The organism is Granulicella sp. L46, assembly GCF_009765785.1.
Taxonomy (GTDB): Bacteria; Acidobacteriota; Terriglobia; order Terriglobales; family Acidobacteriaceae; genus Granulicella.
The window spans coordinates 535,335-560,318 of sequence record NZ_LMUT01000012.1 but is presented as its reverse complement, the minus strand read 5'-3'; the positions used below and the strand labels follow the sequence as shown (position 1 = coordinate 560,318).

Genomic DNA, 24,984 nt, shown 5'->3' with positions numbered 1-24,984 from the left:
TTTACCAAACCCGGTGCCAGTCCTCCCTCGCCGCAACAATAGTCTTTACAGGCAGCTTCGGCAAGCACAGGCAACACTCGGTAGACGTACCACCGCACATTTTTGATTCAACGTTTGTCCGAATCTTTCAGTCCCACACGGCCCACGCCGTTCAAGTCCACCCACCCCGACGCTCGCGCCACCCCAGCGCGACTCATTCCGACCACTCGGCCCGCCGCCGCCCACCCCAACAAACTACGTCAACAAATACGCCAGCCCGATCACTGACATCACCACCCAAAGCCGCCAGTCGCCCTGGGGATTCATCCGAATTGGATCATGAAGATTCATCCCTGCCCGTCCCTTCTCCTGCCAGCACGTAGAACAACAACGTACTCAGCGACATCTCCTCCAACATCTCCGAAAGCGCATCCTGCTCCACTAAACCCTCCAACGTCCGCCCTGCATTAGCAGATGCCGCAACCCGCAATTCCGTCGCAGGCAATTCCTCCGCCCGCAAGCCTTGAGCCCAAATGTCTAACGCCCCGACTTCCCGGTCGCGTGGTTCTTGATGTGCCTGTGCCCTGTCTTCTAGTACGCTGCCCTGAGCCTTCAGGTTTAATGGTTTCCAAAAAATATCGGTGAATCCGTCATCGGCAGAAGTGCCGGCAAACTTTACTCGCATCGTCATCGTCATCATCCTCTCTGTTCCCCCTCTAAATAGAACCTTCTCCGCGCCCCGTCTCTGCGCTCGGGACATCTCCCCGCGCTCCCCACGGGCCGCCGCCAGGACCCCAACCGCAGTCGCGCCGCCCCTTCATTCCTGCCCGAAACCGCTCGCGCTCTTCAGGACTCATACGCGCCCAGCGATCTTCCATTCCGCGCTTCCATCCCCGCGGCCCGCCTCCAGCGTGCTTGTGAAATCCGCCCAGCAGTATCTTGCTCAGCACCACAAGCCCAAGCCCTTGCGCAAACGAAATCGTCTTCAACCCAAAGATCGCCGGCATCAGCCAGTTCCACAGATGCTCCGTCACAAATCCGAACACCGTCAGCGCCACCGCCACCAGCACGATGATCTTCAACACCTTCAACATTCGAAAACCTCTCATTTCATCCTCGCTTCCCAAAATCCCTTACTTCCCAAAATCGTTCACTTCGCAAAATCCCGATCCAGCTCCTGCAACCGCTCCCTCAGAAACAGCACCGCATACCTCTTCCGCGACAACAGCGTATTCACGCTCACGCCCGTCTCGTCCGACAGCTCCTTGAAGCTCCGCCCCATCAACTCATGCGCCACAAACACCTCGCGCTGATTCTCCGGCATCTCTTCCAGCGCTTCGTCGATCGCATCCAGTAGCACATTCCGCGCATAAATCGCCTCCGGCCCCGCATCGGGCGACGGCAGCAAATCCTCCAGCATCGGAGCGTCGTCCTCCACGCCGACAGTCTCGTTCAACGAAACCGCCTTCTTCCGCCGAAACAAATCGACAATCCGATTCCGCGCCACGCGAAACAACCACGCCGTCGTCTGCTCCGCCGGCTTCATCATCCGATACGCCTGGATCAGCTCATAAAACACATCCTGCAGCACATCCTCGGCGTCCGCAGTATCCAAAACCCGCTTCCGAATGAACCCGCGCAGCCGCGACTCATCGCGCTCAAACGCTTCCGCGATAAACCTGTCCTGCTCGCTGATCGTCAAATCCGGGCTCGGCATCGTCTTCTTTCTAATCGCCCTTTGCGCTCTTCATAACTCTCTACCTTCGTTAACGTACGAGCGCGATGAATATTGTGTTCCCCAGCAAACTTTTTCGAAATTCACCCTCCCCTCACATAATCCCGAGCACACACTTTCCCATCTCCTAAGAATTTAGTTGACAACTTTGCCGCTCCTGCCCTAATGTCCTAATCATCTAGGAGACGCCCATGGCCAAATCCGAAAAGCCCACCCTCACCAAACTCGAGCTCCAAATCATGCAGGTCATCTGGAAACAAGGCGCCAGCACCGTCACCGCCGTCCAGCAGTCCCTCCCCCAGGACCTCGCCTACACCACCGTCCAGACCATGCTCAACATCCTCCATCGCAAGGGCAAACTTAAGCGCGAACTCCACGGCCGCGCCTTCGCCTACACCGCTACCGTAACCGAGGCCAAAGCCTCCACCCACGCCGTCCGCGATCTAGTCGACCGAATGTTCGGTGGCTCCAGCGAAGAGCTAGTGATGAGCCTCATCAAGAGCCGCCAGATCGACGCCAAAAAAATCGCCGAACTAACCCGCCGCCTCGAAGAAGAGGAGCGCTAACATGCATCTACTCCCACCCTCCCTCGACTCTTTGCAAGCGTGGCTCCTCACCTACGCCCTGAACGCCCTCTGGCAAGTCCCCCTGGTCTTCGCCGCCGCCCGTCTCGCCATATGGACGGCCGCCCGAGTCTCCCGGCCTGCAGGTCCCGCCTTCCACCACACTCTCTGGACCACCGCCCTCTTCGCCGAAGTCCTTCTCCCCGCCTGCTCCGCGCGCCCCAGCCAAATCCTCCAGGCGATCCTCCACTGGCTAACCTTCCGCCGCAGCAGCCTCCCGCAGACCGCGCACATCACCATCACGATGGGCACGCCACACGCCGCCGCCAGTTTCCATGTCCCGCCCATGCTGCTAGCCACCGCCGCAATCCTCTACCTCGCCGCAATCACCTTCTTCGCCATTCGCCTCGCCATCGGCCTCCGCCAGACAGCCGCGCTCCGCCGCCGTGCCCAGCCTTTAGACCTCACCGGCCACGCCCGCCAAAGCTACCACCGCTACGCTCAACTCTTCGCCGTCCCTCACGCACTCATCGCCACGTCAACCGAGATCGCCAGCCCCATCACCCTCGGCATCCGCCGCCCCACCCTCCTTCTCCCCGCACACCTCGACACCGCCCTCCTCAGCGAAGATCTAGACGCGGCCCTCGCCCACGAATTCGCCCACATGCGCCGGCGCGACTTTGCCAAGAACCTCCTCTACCAACTTCTCTCCCTCCCCATCGCCTTTCATCCCTTCGCCTGGCTCACACGCAGCCGCATGGCAGAAACACGCGAGCTCGTCTGCGACGCCATGGCCGCCAACGCGGTCGCCGGTCGCCAGCGCTACGCCCGCTCGTTACTACGTCTCGCGACCCAGTTCTCTCGCGAACCCCACGCCGCTCCCACACCGCACGCCATCGGAATCTTCGATGCCCACCCCTTCAAGAATTTCGAGAGGAGAGTTATGAACCTGACCCACCATTCCGCCGAACTGCGAGGTGCAGCCCGCATCCTCCCTACCGCCCTCAGCCTCGTGCTCATCGCCGGCGCCTGCACCTCTGCCCTCGCCTTCCGCCAGCAAGTAGCCGCGCCTCAAACGCAGACTACGGCAGCTCCGTCCACCGTCAACATAGGCCCCGCCCCAAGTGACGTCGGGCCATCGAACGTCAAAATTATCCCCGACCAAATAGGCGCCGGGCCATCCAACGTCAAGATCGTCCCAGACCAAATCGGCGCCGCTCCATCCAACGTCGACATCGCGACCGCTCCAGCCGGCGTCGGCCCGTCCGCCGTGGTCATCGGCGTTCCGCATCCGGCGAACGGACAACCCAAGTCTTTCTTCAAGATCGACATCGACGACGCCTCCAGCCCCAACACCATTGTCAAAGTCCTCACGCCTGCAGTAGTCCAAACCACCCAGACGACCACCCAGACAGATACCCAGACCAACGCTGTAACCGAGGTCCAGATCGTCTCCAGCGACATGGCCGGCAGTCGTGACAAATTTGTGAATCCCGTCTATCCCCCAGACGCCAAGGCTGCCGGCATTCAAGGCACCGTCAAGCTCGACGCAGTCATCGGCAAGGACGGACAGATCTCTAGCCTCAAGCTAGTCTCGGGCCCACCCGAACTCACCAAGGCCGCCTGGGAAGCCGTCAAGCAATGGACCTACAAGCCCTATCTACTCAACGGAGATCCCACCGCCGTAGAAACTACAATCACCGTAACCTTCGCCCTAGCCAAGTAAGCAACCCACCGCAGAGGATCGGGCGCCCATCGCCTCATCCTCTGCGTTCTGGATCAACACACTGACTTGCTTACGGACCGAACTTTACGCCGCCTTATCAAACAGCCGCCGCACCTTTGCCCGTTTCACCCGCCTCGCCTGCGCCAGATCATAATTCGCCTGCAGCTTGTACCAAAGCCCCTCGCTCGTTCCAAACGCCTCATCCAGCTTCAACGACATCAGCGGAGAAATCCCTGCACGCTCATTCAAAATGGTCGACAGATGCTCACGGGTAACGCCCAGGTGCTTCGCCAGCGCACTGACCGTGATCTTATCCCCCATGTACTCGCGTAGAACCGAACCGGGATGCGACGGATTCAACATCGGCATAACATTTTCCCCTAGTGATAGTCCTGATAATCGACGATCTCCACGTCGACTCCAATAAATCGAAACGTCAATCGCCAGTTTCCGTTCACCGAGATCGACCAGAACCCGCTCAGCCTACCTGTTAAAGGATGCAACTGCCATCCCGACTGATCCATGTCACTCGGCTTGGTCGCTACATCCAGCACGGATAACTGATTGCGCAGTTTCCTCGCATGGGCAGGAATGATGCCTGCCTTCGAATCCGTCTCATAAAACTTTCGCAGACCAGCGTGCTTAAACGACTTGATCATTCATGGTCCAGCATAGATGTAAAGTGTAAGGCCACACATTACATCAGTCAAGTGCGCCTGATTACCGCTTCTTCCGCTGCCGCGCCTTGGCCTTCCCACCAACCTTCTTCTCTTTCGCCTTAGCCTTTTTCGCCTCACTCTTCCCACCGCGACCCGGGCCGCGCTCAGCACCTGGAACTACCTTCGGCTCCGTCCCTGGCAACAGCGCAAACTGCAGCCGTCTCTGCTGGCGATCAATCCGGTCCAGCAGCACATGCACCTTCTGCCCCAACGCAAATACATGCCCTGTCCTGGATCCCACAATCGTTCGGTCCGTATCGCGATACGAATAGTAGTCGCCTGCCAGCGACCCCAACGGCACCAGCCCCTCGATGAACATGTCATCGAGCTCCACAAAAAATCCATACTTCGTAACCGACAAAATCACAGCAGGGAAGTCATCGCCGATCTTATCGGCCATAAATTTCATCTTCTTCCACTCAATCAGCTCGCGCTCCGCATCGGCCGCCCGCCGCTCCGCCTGCGAACTCTCCACCGCAATATCACTCAACTCCTCCGCAGCAATCGGCCCTTCCTGCTTCCCGCCCGAGGATCCGTCATCTCGACCGGAGCGTAGCGCAGTGGAGAGACCCCTGTATTGGTTCTCCTTTCCCCCTGCATAAATCCCATGTTTCCCCCGCGACCGCGCCAACTCCGTACTCCACGGCTGCGGATCATCACTCCGAATCGCCCCACCCCGCGGATCCGCGCCCTTCCGCAACATCGCGCGCACCAGCCGATGCACAATCAAATCCGGATACCGCCGAATCGGCGAAGTGAAGTGCGTATACGACGGCGATGCCAGCGCAAAGTGCCCCTCATTCTTCTCCGCATACCGAGCCTGCTTCAACGACCGCAGCATCAGGTACGCCAAAATCCGCTCCTCCGGCGTCCCGCTGATCCGCCGCACCAGCTTCTGATACATCTGCGGCGTCACCGGAATGCTCTCTGTAACCTCGTGCTGTTGCGCCCCCCTCGAATCTTTCCCCCGCGCCGACCTCTGCCGCGAATCCCGCCGGTCCGACTTCATCGTCAGCTTCCTCACCGGCAGATTCCCCAGCCCCAGCGAATGCCCAAACCCTGCGGCGGTCTCTTCAAAATCGACAATCCGCTTCGGATCCGGCATCTCGTGGATCCGATAGATCGAAGCAATCCCCTGCGCCTCCAGCCAGTGCGCGACGCATTCATTGGCCGACAGCATGAACTCTTCTATAAGTCTGTGGGACCATCCCCGCTCCGACCGCACAATGGCCTTCATGTTCCCATCCGGATCGAACTCCACAATTGGTTCCGGCAGGTCAAAATCAATCGACCCCCGCCGCACCCTCTTCGCATTCAGTCGAAGCGCCAGGTCGAGCATCGCATCAAAAGCCCGGGGAAGCTCAGGAGCCTCGAGATCCACCCGCTCCCGCTCCGTGATGTCCTCCAAACTAGGCTGTGTCGTTGGGTTTGTGTCCCGAAACTGGGCTGAGTCATGCAAATTCTCACCGGGCATGCCGGCATTAATGCAGTGCTGAACGCTCGTGTAGGTCATCCGCCGAACGCTGCGGATGATCCCCTCTGCCAGGCGATAGCCCACAATTTCGCCCCTCGGATCAATCTCCATAATGCAGCTAAGTACAAGCCTGTCTTCATTTGGAAGAAGGCTGCACATGCCGCTCGAGAGCGCATGTGGCAGCATCGGCACCGCCCGATCAGGAAAGTAAACGCTCGTCCCCCGCAGCCGCGCCTCGGTATCCAGCGCTGCCCCCGGCCACACATACCAGCTCACATCGGCAATATGCACCTGCAACTCATTGTTTCCATTGGGCATACGCCGAACAAGCACGGCATCATCGAAGTCCCGTGCCGTCTCGCCGTCGATGGTTACGATTGGAAGGCCCCGGAAATCCTCCCTGTTTTCAATCACTTCCGGGTCAAGAGAGGCAACCGTTTCGAGCGCCCGAGCCTCCGCTTCCGCCAACACTGGGGCCGGAAAAGTGTGTGGAATGTGATGTTTACGGATCAGGATCTCCACGTCGACACCGAATGCATCGGGTGGCCCCAACACCTCAATCAGCCGCCCGGTCGCCGGCCGTCCCGGCGTTGGGAAACTGATGATCTCGACGTCCACTGCCATGCCTTCGAGAGGGTGCTTAGAGTCTTTCGATTCAGCAGCTTGCAGCGCATTTCTAGCTTCATCCCCAAGCATCCTATGTGGCGAATTCGCCACATCCGGCAGGCTTTCCGCGCCGTCTGGAATCAGGATGGGACCGCCCAGGCGCTCATCCCAAGGAGACACATAGTTCCCCTTAAGTGCTTCGTAATCATTACGATGGTGACGCTTCGCATAGTGAAAGATCCCTACGATGGTCGGATTGCGCCGCGTCAGCACCCGCGCAATGCGCCCCGACCGGCGTCCATCGCGGCCCGGAAGTGCTTCATCTACAAGGACTAAGTCCCCTTGCATGGCGCCGTGAATTTCATTCGGTGGAATGAAAATGTCGTCCTGTTTTTGGTGTGTACTTAGCCCTGTTTGGGGCTGCAAACCGCCATCTTTAGCCTGGTTTCGCGACGCAATCGCTTCCGGCCGCACAAACCCGAATCCATCCCGATGAAGATCCAGCCGCCCACTCACCAGCCGCTCACGGCCACCGCGAACTGAACTCTCCATGCCATCCCAAAGGCCTGCGGCACCCGGCTTGCCAGGCGTCGTAAGATTCTCATTCTGAGGTGGTTCACGCTTAGGGATAGACCACATATCGTCGCCCAGGCGAGCCAACTCTCCGCGGGCAACGAGGCGTGTGAGCTGCTCCACCAGCAGCCGCCGCTCGCGGCCACCGCCTAATCCAAGCTCACGAATGAGTTGTTTGTATCCCGCCTTGCTGCCGGCGGACCGGGTAATCCTGGCGAGCAGGTCGCGGTCGCTTCGTCCGAGCGAATTTCTGTCAGCGCGTGGAGTAGGAATGCGGGCCATGGCCTAGGACGAGCATACGCGGAGAGCTAAAAAAGCGCATTTTAAGGGCAGGTTTACAACCAAAGGACGGGAAAGTAACTGGATTGCAGGGGATGGGAAGCGACTAAGTAACTGATTTCAGTGTCGAAATTTGATGATGACTTCATTAACACCTGGAAATGACTTTAGTAACGTTAACTAAAGAGTATATAGTTATGTTGTTGATAGAGATGGACTTACAGTTTGTATGACTCTATGTTCTTCTCATCTGGTTGTCCAGAGAAATCTTTAGAAATCTTTCATCACTTATTTACTGCCAAGGAGAAATACCCTCATGAAGAACCTCGCCATCCGCACCTTCGTCGTCGCCCTCGCAGTCGCCGGTTTCAGCGCCTCCTCGATGTACTCGGCTTCGATCGCCCGCAACAATCAGGCGAAGGTCCTCGTAGCGCAGCCCGGCGTTGTGCATACGCCGACGACGATGTGCTCGCCCGGCAGCACCTGCGGCCTCGACTAATCTGGGCTAAATACCCTAAAAATTAGCAAATTAATGGTGCAATCGCATCGCCTCCTGTGTACGATACTCTTATCGCGCACCGGAGGCGTTCGCCATGGATACGAAACTACTTCTGGAATACTCGATCTTCGCAGACCTTTTTATTGGTGCCGGGATTTTGGTTCTGATGGCGCGCAAGCGTTTGCTTCGCGAGTTTCATTTCCTTGCGGCGCTTCTGGCTGTTGGCTGTTTTGAAGATGTGATTTCGATCCCTATTCTTTTTTTCCGCAAGGATCTTGGAGTCTCCAAGGTTCTTGGTTACGAGATCTATTTCTACTCGCACTGGGTGATCTCCTTTGTCGAGTATGCTTTGTTGTTGCTGGTGATCTACAGCGTCTTCCGTCAGGCCATGAAGCCGTTGGAAGGATTGCACCGCGCGGGCAAGATTGTATTTCGCTGGGTTGCTGGAGTTTCCATCGCACTTTCCGTTGCCCTTGCACTTGGGCCGCACACAGCAGGCTCTTACACCATGGCGACACTGTCTAGCCAGATGCAGCAAGGCATAAGCGTTTTGACTCTTTGCCTCTTGCTGTTCGTCTGCTTTTCTACGAGATACCTGGGTCTTACCTACAGGAGCCATATCTTTGGTGTGAGCCTGGGCCTTGGAGTTTTCGCGACGGTAATGCTCGTGGAGTCCGTATGGACCGTAGCCGGAGCGCCAACCGTCTATTCGCCGGTCTTTGTCTTTAGCACGCTAGGCAGTTGCGCTGCGCTGCTGACGTGGGGAACGTACTTCGCCCTGCCGCAGCCGGAACGCAAGATGATTCTGCTGCCGACGACCTCGCCGTTCTTCCTTTGGAATCGCATCTCGGAGGCGCTGGGCGACGAGCCGGGTTTTGTGGCCATCGCCGGGTTCAAGCCGGAGATGCTGGCACCTGCTGAGATGACTGCCTTTACGGCAGGTTCGAAGCGCGCGCGTGAACGTGAGATCGAGCAAGAGCGCACGGCTCGTGCCGAACGCGAGGTTGAGACAGCGCAGGCGACGCAGCAGGCCATGGGCATTCACTCGATCGCTATGCAACGGTAACAACGCATGGAGCCGGTAACGCATCTGCTTACCGGCGCCTGCCTTTCGCGAACCGGGCTGAATCGACGAGCGGCGTATGCCACGCTCACCATGGTTGTGGCGGCCGAGTTTCCCGACATTGACACCTTGTGGAGTCTGCGCGGGCCGATCGAGGGCTTTCAGCATCATCGCGGCATCACGCATACCTTTCTGGGGCTGCCTTTCGAGGCGGCCCTGATTGTTGCGGGGGTTTATGTGTGGCATCGATGGCGGGTACGGCGCGCGGCAGCTCCCGTGGGCTCCAGAACAAAGCCGCTGACCGTTGCGCCTGTACGCTGGGGTGTGTTGTACGGCCTGGCGCTGGTCGCGCTGCTGAGCCATCTGCTACTGGACTACACCAACAACTATGGGCTGCGACCGTTCTTTCCCTTCAACGACCGCTGGTATGCCGGGTCGATTGTGTTCATCGTTGACCCTTTAATGCTTGCGCTGTTGCTGGGCGCGCTGATTCTGCCTTGGATATTCGGCCTGGTGGGCGCAGAAGTTGGGGCGAAGAAACAGCCCTTCAAGGGAAGAGGCTGGGCGATCGCCGCACTGGTGGGCATTGTGGCATGGTGGGGGTTGCGCGCGGTAGAGCATCAGCGCGCTGTGCAGATGGCAATGGCGCAGAGCATGGTTGCGCCGACGCCCGAGAGTGCGACGGACACAACGCCGCCGCCGGATGGTTCGCAGTCGCAGGATGCCACGCACGCGGCCGCCGCCGACAGCGCCTACGTGCCGACTTTCCTACCGGCGCGTGCAGCCTTGGCGAGCCCCGATCTGTTGAGCCCCTTTCGCTGGTCGGCCGTGATGGACTTCGGCCCGGTCTATCGGTTGGCGGAGATCGACACCTATGGTGGAACGCTGACGACCGGCGAAACAACCTATCCGAAGCCTGGACGCAGTGCCGCGGTACTGGCTGCGCAGCGGAACAAGCTTGGGCGCGTGTACATGGACTGGTCGCCGATGCCGTTTGTCGAGGTGACGAAGGCGGACAGCGAACTGGCGGCGGGCGGCGAAGAGCCAAGTACAGCAGCGACCGTGGTTACGTTTCGTGATCCGCGATTTCTCGGTGGTCGGTTGCGAGAGACCGGACGGCAGCCGCTGACAGGGACGGTGGAGCTGGACGCGGCCGACCACGTGGTGCTCCAGACGATGGATGGCCACGTTGAGCCATAGATCGCGACATGGTATGCGGCCCATTGCTAGGCGGCTTGTTTGTTGATCGCGTGAAAGTCTTTTTGACAAGGGAGCGCGCTACACAGGCTACAATCTTAGTAGCGGCAGTCATGCCGCGAACCCCATTTTGAAGGCCAACCTATTATGCTTGCCATCCTCGTACTCGTGCTCGCTGCGTTGAGCCGCCTTCTGCCGCACATCTTCCACAATATGGCGTTCAACTTCACGGCGGTTGGCGCGGGGCTGCTGTTTTTTGGCTCGCGGAGACCACGCTGGCAGACCGTGCTGGCCGTCGCCGTCATGGCGCTGATGGATGTCTACCTGACGACGAAGGTGTACGGCTATGCGTTTCACCTGCGGGGGTACCTGGTAACGTGGGCGTGGTATGCGGCGGTTTGTTTGCTTGGCAGCACGCTTCTGCGCAAGGTGACAGTGCTGCGCGTTGCTGGCGGTGTGCTGGCGTCGGCTACGAGCTTCTTCCTGCTGAGCAACTTCGCAATGTGGGCGAACAGTGCATCGTTCGGAGCGGCAGCGATGTATCCGCATACCTTGAGCGGGTTGGCTGCATGCTATGTTGCGGCTCTGCCCTTTTATGGCAACGACTTGCTGTCAACGGGATTATTTGCGACGGCGTTTTTCGGTCTGCCTGTACTGGCGAAGCGGCTGGTGGAGAGCACGCGGTCAACGCCCGAGACAATTTAGCGCCAACAGACTTGAGTGGCAAGACGAAGGCCGCGCTCGATGCGCGGCCTTTGTTGTGTGCGCGTGTGTGGGCTAAATATTTTCTTCGCTGGGTAACGAGACGCCTTTGCGGCGATCGAAAATCTTGCGGACGGCATAGAAGACGAGCCAGAGGGCTCCGGCTACCGCGATCGCAATCACCAGGCTGTGGTGTTCATGCACGACATGGCGCAGCGAGTGCACCAGCGTGGGGCCGAACCAGATGGTGAGCAGCGAGCAGACCAGGAACTGGGTGAGCTTCCCGCAGAAGATGGCCAGCAGGAAGGGAACCAGCTTCATCTCGAAGACGCCGGCGGAGAACTCGAAGAGCTTCAGCGGGGTTGGGGGCGGGAGCATCGCCGGAATCATGATGGCGAGGAACTCCTGGCGCTCGAAGCGGTCGCGAATATTCTCGTACCGCTCGCGATTAATGCGCTTGAGGAGGAAGAACTCTCCGCCAGCGCGGCCGATAAAGAAGGGAACCAGCGAGCCGATCGTGGAAGCGGCCGCCGCCATGAGGCTGTACGCGAAGAACCGATGATGATCGGCTGCGACATAGCCGATAATGACGCCGTCCATGGAGACGGGAATGGGAATGAGCGCGGAGTCGATGAGAGCCAGGCCGCCAACCCCCCAGATCCCAAGGGGCTTGAGGACGGTTAGAAGGACGGCAGAAAACTTATGCAGGAGAGCGATGGGTCCAAGTTTCACGGAATCTTTATTCTACCGCCGCAGTGGGTGGTTCTACCGCTTTGCTGGGTGCTCGGTTTGTCCGTCCAGCAGATCGAGGGCATGGGGAAGCAGGGGAAGCACGGCGCGCAGGGAGCTTTCGGCGCCGCTGGGATTGCCGGGCAGGTTGAGAATAAGGGAGTTAGCGGAGGTGACGCAGACGCCCCGGCCGAGAGCGGCAAACGGTGTCTGGCGGGCGCCGTCCTGGCGAATAAGTTCGGCGAGGCCCGGAACAAGTCGCGTGGAGACCGCGAGCGTCGCCTCGGGCGTGATGTCGCGGGGAGCGAGGCCCGTGCCGCCGGTGGTAATCACGAGGCTGGCGTGGTTGGCGGCTTCACGGAGTGCCGCGGTGAGGCGCTCGAGCTCGTCGGGGAGGGTGACGGCTTCGACGATCTCGGCGCCGGCGGCGGTCAGGATGCGGACGATGGCTGGCCCGGAGAGGTCTGTTTGGGTTCCGGCGAAGCAGCGGTCGCTGACGGTCAGGACAACGGCGGTGCGGCCGGCGAGCGGTGCAGGGTGCGACATATATCAAGAATAGATGCGGGCGCGCGGAATCGGGCTGAAGATGAGAAAATAGGAAGGCCAGCGTCTTTTTGGTCTGGCGATTTGTCCCTGCGAACGCAACCTTCACTGGGGCACATCCGTCACAGACTAACGAGCTAATGCCGACAACACCCCCACAGATCGATCCAGAGCATCCCGGGATGCAACCTGAAGGACCGCAAGTTCCCGGTGCCCCGCAGGCTCCGACCCCCGAAACGTCCGCCCCGTCTGCCGAGACGCCGCAGGGTCACGCGCCGTTGTCGGTGGTCCCGCACGAAGGGACAAGCAAGACCGTCTCCGCGCCGGTCCGGATCCGTACCAATCGGTTCGGTCACCTGGAAGAGCATGAGCTCATCAAGCTGCTGGACACAATTGAAGATGAGCGGGCGCGCGGGCGGTTCCGCGAGTCCATCTATATTTCCCTGTTTGTCTGGCTCGCGATCGCCTGGGTCCTGTTCTATGGGCCGAAGTATCTATGGCACTCTCCGCAACTGATCACGCCGGCGGACGCGCTGCATCAGCAGGAAGTCGTGCAATTAAATGCGCCGGTTCTGCCGCACCATGCATTCGCTCCAGCGCCGAAGATCGATCGGGGAACCATCGCCAAGGTGAAAGCGATGGCGCCGGCGCCCACTGCGGCGCCGCCAGCACCTGTCCCAACCGCGGCGCCCGCGCCCACGGAACCTTCGCAGACTCCGCCGGCAGCGATGACGCAGCCCACCCCGCCGGTTCCATCCCCCGCGTTACCGCTGCCCTCGGCGCCACGGCCCGCAATCCGTTCCGCAGAGCCGGAGGCACCCACGCCGCAGCCATCGACCCGGCCGAACTTCAACACCGGGCGGACCGCCAACGACGACATGCAGCAGGCGATGCAGGGCTCGCAAAGCGCGGGCGACGATCGTAGCGTGGGGATCAAGGGCAGCAACCGCGGTACGGGAGTAGGGTCCGGCGCTGAAATTCTCTCCGATACGCAGGGCGTGAATTTCCAGCCGTATCTGCAGCGCATCATTCGCTTGATCTATCAGCAGTGGATTCCGCTGCTGCCGGAAGAAGCGCGTCCCCCGCTGAACAAGCGAGGCACATCGCAAATTCGCTTTACGATCAATCCAGATGGAACGATTGCGGCGATGCACCTCGATGGCTCCAGCCATGACGATGCTCTCAATCGTGCGGCTTGGGGATCGATCACCGGCGTTGGGCAGTTCCCGCCGCTGCCCAAGCAGTTCCACGGACCCAACCTCGAGCTGCGCATTCATTACCTGGTTAATCAAGATACGGAGCAGTGACGATGCACGGTTCCGAGCGTGTAGACGAGCACCGTGCAGCACCTCCCCAGTTACCCGCATTGACGCCCGCGTTCGAGCGGGATCGCCAGGCATTTGCGCGCTATCGAAGCGAACGGGAAAAGACTGAGCGCCGTAGCGTGGTGCGCGGTCTGATCCTCCTAGCTGTCGTGTTGCTGGTCGGAAGCATGGCACGCGCGGGCCTGGACCGCGTGTTCTTCCATGGCTGGTGGCGACCCTAGTGGAGGCGCGCGGAGAGAACGAGTATCCGCTGCTGGTGGTGGCCGGCCCGACCGCGAGCGGAAAGACTGCGTTGGCGCTGCGCCTGGCCGAAGAGCTCGGCGGCGAGATCGTCAGCTGCGACTCGGTTGCGGTGTATCGGCTCATGGAGATTGGCACGGCAAAGCCAACGCTTGCGGAGCGGCAGCGCGTTCCGCATCATTGCATCGATCTCTACTGGCCTGATGAAGCCTGCACCGCGGGAGATTATGCGCGAGCTGCACGCGAGGCTATCGCAGGCATTCGCGCACGTGGTCGGATTCCAATCGTCGCCGGTGGGACAGGGCTGTATCTGCGTGCGCTGCTGGAAGGTTTAGCCCCGGCGCCGAAGCGAAACGACGCGTTGCGCGATCGGCTGCGTATGCGCGCCAAGCAGCGTGGATCCGTATGGCTGCATCGCATATTGCAGCGACTCGACTCCCAGGCAGCTATGCTTATCCATCCGAACGATGTGCCGAAGCTGATGCGCAGCATCGAGGTAACGCTGGCCGCGCGTCAGCCGCAGACCGAGCAATGGCAGGCGGGGCGTGATGCATTGCACGGCTATCGCGTGCTGCAGATGGGCCTCGCACCGATCACGTCGAAGACTATTCGGGAGAAACTCTACGCCCGCATCAACGATCGTGCGGCAGCGATGTTCGAGCGCGGATTGCTGGCAGAAACAGAGATGCTGCGGGAACGATATGGCGATACCTGTCGCTCGCTGGCCGCACTGGGATACGCCCAGGCAATGCAAGTCCTGCGCGGCGAGAGCACACTCGATGCAGCCATCGCGGCGGCACAGCAGGGACATCGCAACTACGCGAAGCGGCAGGGTACGTGGTTTCGTAGAGTGGAAGCGATGCGCTGGCTCGAGGGTTTTGGCGATGAGGCTGCCGTGCAGGAGGAAGCGCTGCAGTGGTCCCGAAGCCTGATTGAAGGAGGGAAGCTGCAGTGAACGGTGTACGCATCGACAAATGGTTGTGGGCGGCGCGATTCTTCAAGACGCGTGCGCTGGCGTCGAAGGCATGCGAGCTGGGGCGCGTACAGTCGAATGGAATTCTCGCCAAGGCAGCGCGTGAGGTGCGCGTGGGTGACGTGCTGCAGGTGCGCAACGAGGCCGGCGACTTCGTCATCGAGGTCCTGACGCTTAGCGAGGTGCGCGGTCCCGCGGCGGTTGCACAAGCTCTCTATCGGGAAACCGAAGACAGCAAGCAGGCGCGGGCGAAGGCTGCCGACGAGCGCAAGGCGATGTTTGCGTCCCAGCCAGCGCCATCTCGTCGGCCAACCAAGCGCGATCGGCGCCTGATCCATAAATTTTCCGGGGAGTGAAGTTCAAGCGACTCAGGGTTGCGGCGCGGACGAGCCGTCGTCTGCATTCACCCAGTAGCCATTTCGCGCTTCGACGGAGAGCTTCGACTCGTCGTGCAACTTGAGCACGATGGAGTGGAAGCCGGGGGTGGGCGACGTCGGCACGAAGCTCAGCACATAGCGATTGGGAATGTGGTTGGCGATCGTAAACAGATCATGGTCAAGCGTCTTCGTATTCTTGAACTTGAAGTATTCGCCACCGGTGAGATGCGCGACCGACTCCGAGATGTCGTGGCGCAGCGCATTGCGCGCGGCAATTTCGGCAAGATGTGCGAGGCGCAGCGGAGGTAAAAGTTCCTCCACACAGTTCAAGTCCTGCGAGCCGGCGCTCTCCGTCGGCTTAATCGGATTGCCGTCAGCGTCGGTGCCGAGATCGCGACTGAAGCAGCCATGCTGCGGGCCAGGTTCAAGCGGTGGCGTGTATGGAGAGCCGAACTTCGCGGCTTCTTTTCCTTCGTCTGTTCCTGTCGTGTGGAACCCGACGCTATACATGACCGTGTTGGTGTCGCTGATCGCATGCAGCGCGTCCAGCTCCGCTACGTTGCTACCGTTATCCGTGGTCTGCGAGAGCAGAAGGATGGCGCGGCGGTAAGTGGTGGGTTGCTGGCGAAGCAGGTTAACCGCGTACACGATGGCGTCGAGCACCGCTGCGTGGTTGTCGCCCGGCTCCAGGATGTCGAGCGAGTGGCTGATGAAGTCGAGGTTGGAGGTGAAGCCGTGCAGCAGGATGGGCTTGCTGTCGAAGCCAACCACGGCAACGCGATGATCGACGCCGCCGAGCATATTGTCGAGCATGGGGCCGAGATGCTGGTACTGATCGAGATGCGCGGAGGCGTCCCCACCCGTCTGCGCGACGATGACCATGGCCAGCGGCTCGCTGCCGGTGTCCTGCTCAAGCCGCAGCTTCTGGACGACGCCATTATCGGTAAGAATGAAGTCGTCAGCCTTGAGCGTGTAGACGAGCTCGCCAGACTTGGTTCGCACCAGAGCGGGAACGATGACCAGGTTAGATCTGACCGTGATCGACGCCGTCTGAGAATTGTTTTCGGAGGGGGCCTGCGTACCGGGTGCCGGGTTCTGCGCGTGCGAGAACGCAGCGGCGAGCAGCGCAATGGAGCAGAGGATGGTGGCGACAGGCTTCATGGTGTGCGGGCGCAGCGGAAGTTCCATCCTCAGTGTAGCGGGTGCGCTTATCTGGAAGGTTGGACGAACCAGGGACGCGCAAGTTGCAGTGTACGAGGCAGGAAAAGCAAAACGGCCCATCGCGAGATGAGCCGTCTTGCGCACGTGGGGCAAACTCATGGATTCTGCACGATGAGCGGATCGGCCAGCCGGAAGTGCACGATCGACTCGGCCGGGATGTCGAGATTGTGATTGCCGGTAGCGCCTGCGATGGCGGTGCCGCCGCCTGCGCCTGCCGCGGCTCCAATCGCCAGGCCGACGCCGCCGGTGGCGAGGCCACCGATCAGCATGCCGGCGCCGGTCATGCCACCGATGATCCCTGCAGAGCGACGTCCCTTGCCCTTCTGGCTGCGTACGCTGTCATGCGTGTCGAGAGGATATTCGTAGCCGTTGAGGGTCATCGCCGTCAGCCGCAACTCGAGCACCGAGCGTCCGCGGAAGTGTCCACTGTGATGCGCTTCGACGACGCGTCCGCTGACGGGCGTGCCGTTCGGAATCACCACGGTGCCGTTGGTCGACACTGGCTCAACTACGTTGCCGTTGAAATGGTCACCGGCCTGGCTGGTTTTGACGCTGATGCGCTGATCGATGCGAATGGCGAGCTCCGTGCCCGCAGGAACTTGAACCGAGACCGAAGGCGGCTGGCCCGGTTGCGACGGCTGCGGTGCAGTGGGGGCACCCGTCATCGCCATAGGCTGAGCATCCTGTCCCTGCATCGGCGCGCCTTGTGCGCCGGAGGTTAACGGCGTGATCACCGGGTCCGTGCTGTGCGGCTTCGGTCCCGGCGGCGGTGGCGTGGTCAACGTCGATACCGCGGCCTGCTGGCCTTGGGCTGCGGGTGGCTGTACGGTCTTGGTGATCGTGTTGCCGTCGCTATCAACGTACTGGACTTGTTGCGGCGTGTTGGTCGTCGTTGCCTGCGACTTGGCCTGATCGACCGCCCGGTTTACCTTGTTGGCGCAGCCTGCGAGGAATGCGAGGGTCAAAATTCCGGCACCGCTGAGGATGACGTGAAACGTTCTACGGATGGTCATAGATCTCCTTCCATGCGCACGCATGGCTTGCGAAGAAGGGCTAACGCCACGATCTTGCATGGTAGGTAAGATGCCCCTTGGCGCTGAGCGTGCTGCCTAAAGCGGAAGAAAGGTTTAACATCGAAGCATTATGAGTATCGCGACAACCCTTCTCGGAGAGACATCGTCGAAGCGCCCGCAGTTGGCGCACCTAAGCGCGCAGTTAGAAGCCCTGCGGATTCAAGGCACCTATTTCAAACTGCGTGTGCTCGACGACGCGCAGGCTCCGGTGTGCCACTACGATGGCCGCGAGGTGATCAATCTCGCCTCCAACAACTACCTTGGCCTTTGCGATCACCCCAAGCTGCGTGAAGCCGCGACGGCTGCGATCGAGAAGTACGGTGTTGGCTCAGGCGCCGTTCGCACCATTGCTGGCACCATGCGTATTCACATGGAGCTCGAGGAAAAGATTGCGCACTTCAAGGGCGTGGAAGCGTGCGTCGTATTTCAATCAGGGTTCACGGCGAATGCTGGAACCGTGTCGAGCATCCTGGGCAAAGAAGATTTCATTCTCTCCGACGAACTGAACCACGCCAGCATCATCGATGGAGCGCGGCTCTCGCGCGCCAAGATCAAGGTCTTTCGCCACAAGGATGTCGAGCACGCGGAGGAGTTGCTGAAGGAGATTCAAAACGAGCCCGGACACAAGCTCGTGATTACCGATGGCGTGTTCTCGATGGATGGCGACATTGGGCCGGTCGGTTCGCTGGCGTATCTTTGCGAGAAGTATGGCGCGATCATGATGGTGGACGACGCGCACGCCAGCGGTGTGCTGGGGCGTAACGGCCGCGGCAGTGTGGATCACTTTGGCTGCACGCAGCGCGTGGATGTGCAGGTCGGCACGCTTTCCAAGGCGATCGGCGCGCTGGGTGGCTATGTGTGCGGCTCGCGCGATCTCATCGACTATCTCTACCATCGCGCGCGGCCGTTTCTGTTCTCCACCTCGCATCCGCCCAGCGTCGCCGCTAGCTGCATCGCTGCCTTCGACATCCTCGAGAACGAGCCAGACCGTATCGAGCGGCTATGGTCGAACACCCGTTATTTCCAGGAGCAATTGACTCACGCCGGTTTCGACATCGGCGGTCGGACGACTCCGAAAAGCGAGACCCCGATCACGCCCATCATCATTGGTGATGGCCGAAAGACGATGGAGTTCAGCCGTGCAATCTTCGAGCAGGGTGTGATGGCGACCGGCATCGCTTTCCCAACGGTGCCCGAAGGCAAGGCGCGCGTGCGCTGCATCATGACCAGCGAACACACGCAATCGCAGATCGATAAGGCGCTGGAAGTTTTGACAGGGACAGCGAAGCGGATGGAGTTGTTGTCCTAGGCAACATCCGCTGCGGTGAGAAGCATTTACGTCGAAGACCGCCACTGTCTGCGCGGCGATGAGGGTTCCTTGAAGAAAGCGATGAAGTTTTTGTTGGAGAATTAGCATCCTCGAGACGTGAAAACGGCATCTGGTGAGCTAGAAAGTCCATGGAGGGACGGATCGTTATGGCTGACCTGAATGCACTGAAACAAAAGTATGCGCCCGTGCTGGATACACTCAATAGCTTTTCAGAGTATGGAGCCAAGGTGGACTCCGTCGATCTTGATGGCGAAAAGCTGCACATCAAGGGTGAGGTTCCGTCGACAGTGATTGCCAATCGCGTATGGGATGTGATCAAGCAAGTCGACCCGACTTACAGCGATTTGGAGCACGAGATCGCGACGACCGGAGGGGCGGAGCAGCCTTACACGATCAAGCCTGGCGACAACCTGAGCAAGGTGAGCAAGCTGTTCTACGGCAACCCGAATCACTACACGGAGATTGCCTCGGCGAACAGCATCAGCAATCCGGATCTAGTCAAGGTAGGACAGCAGATCAACGTGCCCGTCCTGTCGTAGGTTCTCGACGAAATCGAATCGCTGGCTAAACCTTCTGCACGCGATGAACGTCGCGCACGCCCGGCACCTTGCGCAAATTTTGCGTGAGGCGCGTAAGGTGTCGCAGGTCAAGCGTCTCGATGACGAAGTCGACGTACACGGCTTCGTCGTCAGCCGGGCGAGTCTCAACGGATTTGATGTTGGTGCCGTCTTCGGAGATGATGGCGGCGAATTCCTTGAGCAGGCCGGAGCGATCGTCGACGAGAATCACCAGCTTGACCGGATACGTAGTGGGCTTAGGAGCGCCAGGTGAGGCGTTGCTGGGACTCTCAGCCCAGGCCACATCAATGCGGCGATCGGCCTCGTAGAGCAGGTTCTGCACATTGGGGCAGCTGCGGGCGTGCACCGCGACACCCTTGCCGCGCGTCACGTAGCCAATAATTTCTTCGCCACGAATCGGGTTACAACATCGGGCGCGATAGACCAGCAGATCGTCCTGGCCTTCCACCTGCAGCGAGTCCGAGCCTTTGCCGAAGAAGACGCGCTTGACCGCCTCCGACATGTGCGCGAGCGTGTTGCCGGTCGTGCCGGATTCGGTGCTCGTATTCTCTGCAGGCATCGTGCTGCCGGGCTCAAGTTTGTTCAGCACCTGTCGCGCAGAATATTTTCCGAAGCCGATGCCAGCAAGCAAATCGTCCACGGAGCTCAGACCGTATTCCGAGGCGATGCGCTCGTAGTCCGGGTTCTTGAATTTCTCCAACGAGAGCTTGTACTTGCGAGCCTCACGCTGCAGCAGCTTGTTGCCAATCTCAACGGCACGTGCGCGCTGATTCTCATTCAACCAGTGCTTGATCTTGTTGCGCGCGCGCGAACTCTTCGTAAAGCTCAGCCAATCGCGCGAAGGCGCATGGCCGGCCTGCGTGGTGACCTCGACGATATCGCCATTGCGCAGCCGCGTACGCAGCGGGACGATACGGCCATTGACCTTGGCGCCGATAGTGGCATGGCCGACGTCCGTGTGAATCGCATACGCGAAGTCGATCGGGCTCGCGTCCTTGGGCAGCACGATCACTTTGCCCTTAGGCGTGAAGGTGTAGACCTCCTCGGGATACAAGTCGATGCGCAGCGTCGACATGAACTCGTTGGGGTCGCTCATCTCGCGCTGCCATTCCATCAGCTGACGAACCCACGCCAGGCGTTGCTCGTCCTTTGCGCTGACGTTGTCGGTAGCCTTGTACTTCCAGTGCGCGGCGATGCCTTCTTCGGCGACGCGGTGCATGTCCTCGGTGCGGATCTGCACCTCAAACTGGTGTCCGCCCTCGGCGATCAGAGTAGTGTGCAGCGACTGGTAAAGGTTAGGCCGCGGCATCGCGATGAAGTCTTTGAAGCGGCCCGGCACAGGACGCCACATGCTGTGCAACAGGCCGAGTACGGCGTAGCAGTCGGACTCGGTTTCGGTGATCACGCGAACGGCAAAGAGATCGTAGACCTGCTCCACGGGAATGCTGTGGGCGATGAGTTTCTGCTGAATAGAAAAGAGCCGCTTGATGCGCGACTCGACCCGCGCGGTGACGCCAACTTCTTTAAACTTCGTCTCGAGTGTGCTGACGATGCGCTGCAAAAACGCTTCGCCCTCGCCGCGCAGAGAATCGACTTCGGACGAGAGTTGCGTGTACGTGAAGGGATCGATGTAGCGGAACGCCAGGTCTTCGAGCTCGCCGCGCAGCTTACCCATGCCGAGACGATGTGCCAGCGGCGCATACACATCGAGCGTTTCGCGAGCGATGCGGCGCTGCTTCTCAGGGTTCAGGTGCTCGAGTGTGCGCATGTTATGCAGGCGGTCAGCGAGCTTGATGATGACCACGCGCAGGTCCGTGACCATTGCCAGAAGCATCTTGCGGATGTTCTCGGCTTGGTGGTCTTCGCGATTCGCAAACTTGATCTTGTCGAGCTTGGTGACGCCCTCAACGATGTGCGCGACCTGCTCGCCGAAGCGTTTGGCGATATCGCTGGCGGTAACATCGGTGTCTTCCACGGCATCGTGCAAGAGGCCGGCGGCGATGGCCGTCGCGTCCATCTTCAGCTCGGCAAGTACCTGCGCGACCTCCAGCGGATGGCCAATGTAGGCCTCGCCCGATGCACGGCGCTGCCCTTCGTGTTTCTGGATGGAAAAGGCCCAGGCAGAGCGGATGAGGTCGAGATCGTCGGCCGGGCGATTAGCTTTAACCGTCTCGATCAGATGCTCGAATCGCGCCTCCAAATCCGCGCGGTCGGATGAGGGAATTAGACCAGTGGGCGGCGCCTTTGGAAACACCGGCGCAAGCTTGCCGGCGGGTCCATCCACTGCGGCGGAGGCCTTGGACACACTCTGAGTATGCGGAATGGCGGGGAGCGCTGCTTCGAGCTCGATGCCTGTTTCGCTGGTTTGGGTCGCGCCGGAGGAAGCGGGCGCGCTAGATTCAGGAGCGCTGGAGTCCGAAGTCTCCGGCCGCACAAATTCCATACTCTATTATACGGGCCGCGTGCAGGGCTGTCGTGAAGAGGTAACGCGAGCGTAACGTAGGCTCTGGCAGCGGCAGGACGCCACGTATTGAGCCCGCAGCCTCAGGGTTTAATCACCCCGGGTACAGGCCGCGGCCCGCCCTTTGCCCAGCGGACCATCGCATCGAAGGCATCGCCGATCTCGTCCTGGGTGAAGTCGCAGTGACCCTCCCGGTCGACGACCTGTTGCACCAGATTCTGTTCTGCCCCCGCAACCTGGACCTCGTCCTCATACAACTCGAGCTGGCTCAGCTGCACGATGGGATCGTAGATCGTGTGCAGGGCGAGCATGGGGCGGCCCAGCCGGCCGGTCGGTGTGTAATGGTGCAACATGTAGGCGCGCGCCTGGGGGGACGCGGTGTAGCGTCTCACCTTCTCATTTAGCTCGAAATCGTCGCCCGCACTGCTCGGACTGGTGCCGTTGTAAACAAAATTCCTGTTGTCAAAGGGGTTGCCGCCCGCTCGCTGTTGCAGGTCTTTGACGATGAACGTCCAGTACGCAATATCGTGCGCAAGGTTCGCGTCGTTGTGCAGACCGGTCAGATTGCGCATAGCGGTCGCGGCGGCAGGATCCGCACGCAGCGCATCGAACACCTTGTCCCGATCGGCGATCGTGTCCTCGAAACTCGCCGGGACAGGCACCAGCGGCGGCATCACCCCCGGAAAGTAATAGTCAAACGCAGCGCGCATCGCGAAGCGGTGATCGAAGTTCACATACGTTGGCCCGACCGAGCCGCACAGGTCGAGCCCTCCCAGGTACGGCTTGGGATTGAGCTCCAGCGTTACCGCGACCAACTGGCCGCCCATGGAGCCGCCCGCGACGTAGGTCTCGTTGGGCTGGCCATACTTCTTGATGAAGTAGCGGCGCAACGCATCGGTCTCGGGATAGGCCTGCTCCAGCGCCCATCCGGTCTTCGAGAAAGCGCTTTGAATGACGGCATAATGCCGCTCGAAGAACGGCTGCTCCTGGCCAGCCAGTCGCGCGGCAATGTGATAGCTGACGGGCTGCAGCGCATACCCGTGATAGAAGACCACCAGCGAGTGGTTCCAGTGCAGCGGTATGTCGATGCGATAGGAGGCGCCGTTGAGCAGCCCGACCTCGGTGATGCCCGCTGGCGACTGAAGCACCTCGTTATGGCTGGGCGTCGGCGTAGCAGGCGGCCCGGCAGCATCCAGCCCGGGCGCGGACGCTAGCAGCAGAATTGCCGGGAGGGCGATGGCGGCGAGTGTGGGTCGTCGTGCAGCCATGAGCATGTGGGGTTGGATCATTTTAGCGCGACCGCTTCAGCCGGTCCGCCGCGGAAGCTAAAAATTCGCATAGACAACAGGTCATGCAGCGAGAGGGCATCGAAAAAATGGTCGTAACGATGCGGCCGCCAGGGAACCATTCGCATGGCTAGACCCGATCACCCTCCAGCGCTGGTCATCTTCTCGGGCCGCATGTAACGATCGAACTCCTCTTCGGTCAGGTAACCGAGCTCGCGATTGGCCTCGCGCAGCGACAGCCCCTTGTGATGCGCCGTCTTGGCCAGCTTGGCCGCCTTGTCGTAGCCAATGTGCTGGTTGAGCGCAGTGACCAGCATCAGGCACTTCTCCACATATTCATTAATGCGCTGGAGATTGGCATCCATGCCCTGAACGCAGAACTCGACAAACATGTGCGACGTGTCGGTCAACAGCCGCACCGAGTGCATAAAGTTGTAGATCATCACCGGCTTGAAGACGTTGAGCTCAAAGTTGCCCTGGCTGCCGGCAAAGGCAATCGCCGCGTTGTTGCCATGCACCTGCACCGCCACCATGGTCATCGCCTCGCTTTGCGTGGGGTTCACCTTGCCGGGCATGATCGAGCTTCCCGGCTCGTTCTCCGGGATGATCAGCTCGCCAATACCGCAGCGAGGTCCCGAGCTCAGCCAGCGAATATCGTTGGCAATCTTCATCATGGATGCCGAGAGCGTGACTAGCGCGCCGCTGGCAAACACCAGCTCGTCATGCGCCGAAAGAGCAGCAAACTTATTCGGATGCGAGCGGAAGGGAAGCCCGGTCAGCTCTGCAATCTTCGCCGCCGCGCGGTCCGCGAACTCCGGATGCGTGTTCAGCCCCGTACCGACGGCCGTTCCGCCAATCGCCAGCTCGTAGAGACCATCCAGCGTGGATTCCATCCGCGCAATGTCGCGTTCCAGCAGGCTTGCCCATCCACCAATCTCCTGCCCCAGCGTCATCGGCACAGCATCCTGCAGATGCGTTCGACCAATCTTGACGATGTGCTCAAACACCTTTGCCTTGGCTGCCAGCGCGGCCCGCAGATGCTGCACTGCCGGGATCAGCCGCTCCTTCACCGCCGTTGCCGCGGCGATATACATCGCGGTCGGAAAGGTGTCATTCGACGACTGCGACATATTGACGTGGTCGTTGGGATGCACGGGCTTCTTGCTGCCCATCTCTCCGCCGGCGATCTCGATGGCACGGTTCGAGATCACCTCATTCACATTCATATTGGTCTGCGTGCCCGACCCCGTCTGCCAGATACTCAGCGGAAATTCGCCGTTATGCTCGCCGGCAATCACCTCATCGGAGGCCCTCACGATCAGCTGCATCGTATCCTTCGGCAGCTTGCCGAGATCGAAGTTCACCAGTGCCGCAGCCTTCTTCAGGATCGCGAAGGCGCGAATCAGCTCCAGCGGCATCCGATCGTCGCCGATAGCGAAGTGATGCAGCGAACGCTCCGTCTGCGCTCCCCAATAATGGTCGGCCGGCACGTCGATCTGCCCCATGCTGTCGGACTCGACACGTACGCCTTTTACGCTCTCTTCAATCATCTCGGTTGTCCTGTTCACGATGGTATGCGCCCCAATTCGCTCCGCTTGCGCAGAATCCTCTGCAGATTCCTTTTTACTCTTCCTTCCAACTTTACAAGGTACAAATGACGTGGCCTCAACCCGCCCGTTTCGGTAATCGCTCAGCCCCGCGCTTCACCCTTACCATCCCCTGTCTCCCTTGAA

General features: G+C 60.1%; 24 protein-coding genes. 11 read left to right on the top strand and 13 right to left on the bottom strand.

The features are described from left to right. Positions 1-316 precede the first annotated feature (316 nt). Genes GSQ80_RS11680 through GSQ80_RS11670 form a run of 3 tightly spaced genes read right to left on the bottom strand, consistent with a single transcriptional unit; the run spans position 317 to position 1,696 of the window. The gene (locus GSQ80_RS11680) at positions 317-679 is read right to left on the bottom strand and encodes a hypothetical protein (RefSeq protein WP_158787802.1); all 363 of its coding nucleotides are present in this window, start codon (positions 677-679) and stop codon (positions 317-319) included. 16 nt (positions 680-695) lie between these two features. Further along, positions 696-1,088 carry a DUF3106 domain-containing protein gene (locus GSQ80_RS11675; RefSeq protein ID WP_216850290.1) on the bottom strand — a complete coding sequence of 131 codons (393 nt, stop codon included), beginning with the start codon at positions 1,086-1,088 and terminating at the stop codon, positions 696-698. Positions 1,089-1,129: 41 nt separating this feature from the next. Continuing rightward, positions 1,130-1,696 (bottom strand): RNA polymerase sigma factor, encoded by a 567-nt coding sequence (locus GSQ80_RS11670; RefSeq protein WP_158787801.1) that lies wholly within the window; start codon positions 1,694-1,696, stop codon positions 1,130-1,132. 209 nt (positions 1,697-1,905) lie between these two features. Between GSQ80_RS11670 and GSQ80_RS11665 the strand changes: the two genes are divergently transcribed. Together GSQ80_RS11665 and GSQ80_RS11660 are read left to right on the top strand one after the other, a co-directional pair. After that, the gene (locus tag GSQ80_RS11665; protein ID WP_158787800.1) at positions 1,906-2,280 is read left to right on the top strand and encodes a BlaI/MecI/CopY family transcriptional regulator; all 375 of its coding nucleotides are present in this window, start codon (positions 1,906-1,908) and stop codon (positions 2,278-2,280) included. 1 nt (position 2,281) lies between these two features. Next, positions 2,282-4,003, top strand: a complete 1,722-nt coding sequence (locus GSQ80_RS11660) for a M56 family metallopeptidase (RefSeq protein ID WP_158787799.1) — start codon at positions 2,282-2,284, stop codon at positions 4,001-4,003. 84 nt (positions 4,004-4,087) lie between these two features. Here the strand turns inward: GSQ80_RS11660 and GSQ80_RS11655 are convergent, their stop codons facing one another. The 3 genes from GSQ80_RS11655 to GSQ80_RS11645 form a co-directional block, all read right to left on the bottom strand. Next, complete coding sequence (locus GSQ80_RS11655) at positions 4,088-4,372, bottom strand: HigA family addiction module antitoxin (RefSeq protein WP_158787798.1); 285 nt, start codon at positions 4,370-4,372, stop codon at positions 4,088-4,090. A gap of 11 nt (positions 4,373-4,383) precedes the next feature. After that, on the bottom strand, positions 4,384-4,662 hold the full coding sequence (locus GSQ80_RS11650; protein ID WP_158787797.1) for a type II toxin-antitoxin system RelE/ParE family toxin: 279 nt from the start codon (positions 4,660-4,662) through the stop codon (positions 4,384-4,386). Between the two features lie 61 nt (positions 4,663-4,723). After that, positions 4,724-7,657, bottom strand: coding sequence for a ribonuclease R family protein (locus GSQ80_RS11645; RefSeq protein ID WP_158787796.1), 2,934 nt, complete (start codon positions 7,655-7,657; stop codon positions 4,724-4,726). Between the two features lie 313 nt (positions 7,658-7,970). On the opposite strand from GSQ80_RS11645, the gene GSQ80_RS11640 reads away from it, so the two are divergent. From GSQ80_RS11640 to GSQ80_RS11625, 4 genes are all read left to right on the top strand, one after another. Beyond that, positions 7,971-8,153 carry a hypothetical protein gene (locus GSQ80_RS11640; protein ID WP_158787795.1) on the top strand — a complete coding sequence of 61 codons (183 nt, stop codon included), beginning with the start codon at positions 7,971-7,973 and terminating at the stop codon, positions 8,151-8,153. A gap of 94 nt (positions 8,154-8,247) precedes the next feature. Beyond that, complete coding sequence (locus GSQ80_RS11635; RefSeq protein WP_158787794.1) at positions 8,248-9,219, top strand: hypothetical protein; 972 nt, start codon at positions 8,248-8,250, stop codon at positions 9,217-9,219. A gap of 6 nt (positions 9,220-9,225) precedes the next feature. Beyond that, positions 9,226-10,416, top strand: coding sequence for a metal-dependent hydrolase (locus GSQ80_RS11630; RefSeq protein WP_158787793.1), 1,191 nt, complete (start codon positions 9,226-9,228; stop codon positions 10,414-10,416). Between the two features lie 144 nt (positions 10,417-10,560). Continuing rightward, on the top strand, positions 10,561-11,118 hold the full coding sequence (locus GSQ80_RS11625; RefSeq protein WP_158787792.1) for a DUF6580 family putative transport protein: 558 nt from the start codon (positions 10,561-10,563) through the stop codon (positions 11,116-11,118). 72 nt (positions 11,119-11,190) lie between these two features. Here the strand turns inward: GSQ80_RS11625 and GSQ80_RS11620 are convergent, their stop codons facing one another. Then, complete coding sequence (locus GSQ80_RS11620) at positions 11,191-11,847, bottom strand: YqaA family protein (RefSeq protein WP_158787791.1); 657 nt, start codon at positions 11,845-11,847, stop codon at positions 11,191-11,193. A 33-nt stretch (positions 11,848-11,880) separates the two neighbouring features. Next, on the bottom strand, positions 11,881-12,390 hold the full coding sequence (locus GSQ80_RS11615) for a molybdenum cofactor biosynthesis protein B (RefSeq protein WP_158787790.1): 510 nt from the start codon (positions 12,388-12,390) through the stop codon (positions 11,881-11,883). A gap of 137 nt (positions 12,391-12,527) precedes the next feature. Here GSQ80_RS11615 and GSQ80_RS11610 point away from each other — a divergent pair, with 137 nt between their 5' ends. The 3 genes from GSQ80_RS11610 (at position 12,528) to GSQ80_RS11600 (ending at position 15,281) form a co-directional block, all read left to right on the top strand. Next, positions 12,528-13,694, top strand: a complete 1,167-nt coding sequence (locus GSQ80_RS11610; RefSeq protein ID WP_254059595.1) for a TonB family protein — start codon at positions 12,528-12,530, stop codon at positions 13,692-13,694. A gap of 226 nt (positions 13,695-13,920) precedes the next feature. Beyond that, the gene (miaA, locus tag GSQ80_RS11605; RefSeq protein ID WP_254059594.1) at positions 13,921-14,907 is read left to right on the top strand and encodes a tRNA (adenosine(37)-N6)-dimethylallyltransferase MiaA; all 987 of its coding nucleotides are present in this window, start codon (positions 13,921-13,923) and stop codon (positions 14,905-14,907) included. Then, positions 14,904-15,281: an RNA-binding S4 domain-containing protein gene (locus tag GSQ80_RS11600; protein ID WP_158787789.1), complete on the top strand. Its 378-nt coding sequence runs from the start codon at positions 14,904-14,906 to the stop codon at positions 15,279-15,281. Before miaA ends, GSQ80_RS11600 begins: the two co-directional genes overlap by 4 nt. A 12-nt stretch (positions 15,282-15,293) precedes the next feature. Here GSQ80_RS11600 and GSQ80_RS11595 read toward each other — a convergent pair whose 3' ends face one another. Both GSQ80_RS11595 and GSQ80_RS11590 read right to left on the bottom strand, forming a co-directional pair. Beyond that, positions 15,294-16,490 (bottom strand): VWA domain-containing protein, encoded by a 1,197-nt coding sequence (locus GSQ80_RS11595; RefSeq protein ID WP_254059593.1) that lies wholly within the window; start codon positions 16,488-16,490, stop codon positions 15,294-15,296. Positions 16,491-16,618: 128 nt separating this feature from the next. Then, positions 16,619-17,536, bottom strand: a complete 918-nt coding sequence (locus tag GSQ80_RS11590; protein WP_158787788.1) for a hypothetical protein — start codon at positions 17,534-17,536, stop codon at positions 16,619-16,621. Between the two features lie 130 nt (positions 17,537-17,666). Here GSQ80_RS11590 and GSQ80_RS11585 point away from each other — a divergent pair, with 130 nt between their 5' ends. Both GSQ80_RS11585 and GSQ80_RS11580 read left to right on the top strand, forming a co-directional pair. Beyond that, positions 17,667-18,905: a glycine C-acetyltransferase gene (locus tag GSQ80_RS11585; protein WP_158787787.1), complete on the top strand. Its 1,239-nt coding sequence runs from the start codon at positions 17,667-17,669 to the stop codon at positions 18,903-18,905. 167 nt (positions 18,906-19,072) lie between these two features. Then, complete coding sequence (locus tag GSQ80_RS11580; RefSeq protein ID WP_158787786.1) at positions 19,073-19,465, top strand: LysM peptidoglycan-binding domain-containing protein; 393 nt, start codon at positions 19,073-19,075, stop codon at positions 19,463-19,465. Between the two features lie 25 nt (positions 19,466-19,490). Here GSQ80_RS11580 and GSQ80_RS11575 read toward each other — a convergent pair whose 3' ends face one another. The 3 genes from GSQ80_RS11575 to fumC form a co-directional block, all read right to left on the bottom strand. Continuing rightward, positions 19,491-21,947: a bifunctional (p)ppGpp synthetase/guanosine-3',5'-bis(diphosphate) 3'-pyrophosphohydrolase gene (locus tag GSQ80_RS11575; protein ID WP_158787785.1), complete on the bottom strand. Its 2,457-nt coding sequence runs from the start codon at positions 21,945-21,947 to the stop codon at positions 19,491-19,493. A 101-nt stretch (positions 21,948-22,048) separates the two neighbouring features. Next, positions 22,049-23,239 carry an alpha/beta hydrolase gene (locus GSQ80_RS11570; RefSeq protein WP_158787784.1) on the bottom strand — a complete coding sequence of 397 codons (1,191 nt, stop codon included), beginning with the start codon at positions 23,237-23,239 and terminating at the stop codon, positions 22,049-22,051. A 152-nt stretch (positions 23,240-23,391) separates the two neighbouring features. Further along, entirely contained in the window at positions 23,392-24,801 is a 1,410-nt protein-coding gene (gene fumC / locus GSQ80_RS11565) for a class II fumarate hydratase (RefSeq protein ID WP_158787783.1), read from the bottom strand. Between the last annotated feature and the right edge of the window lie 183 nt (positions 24,802-24,984).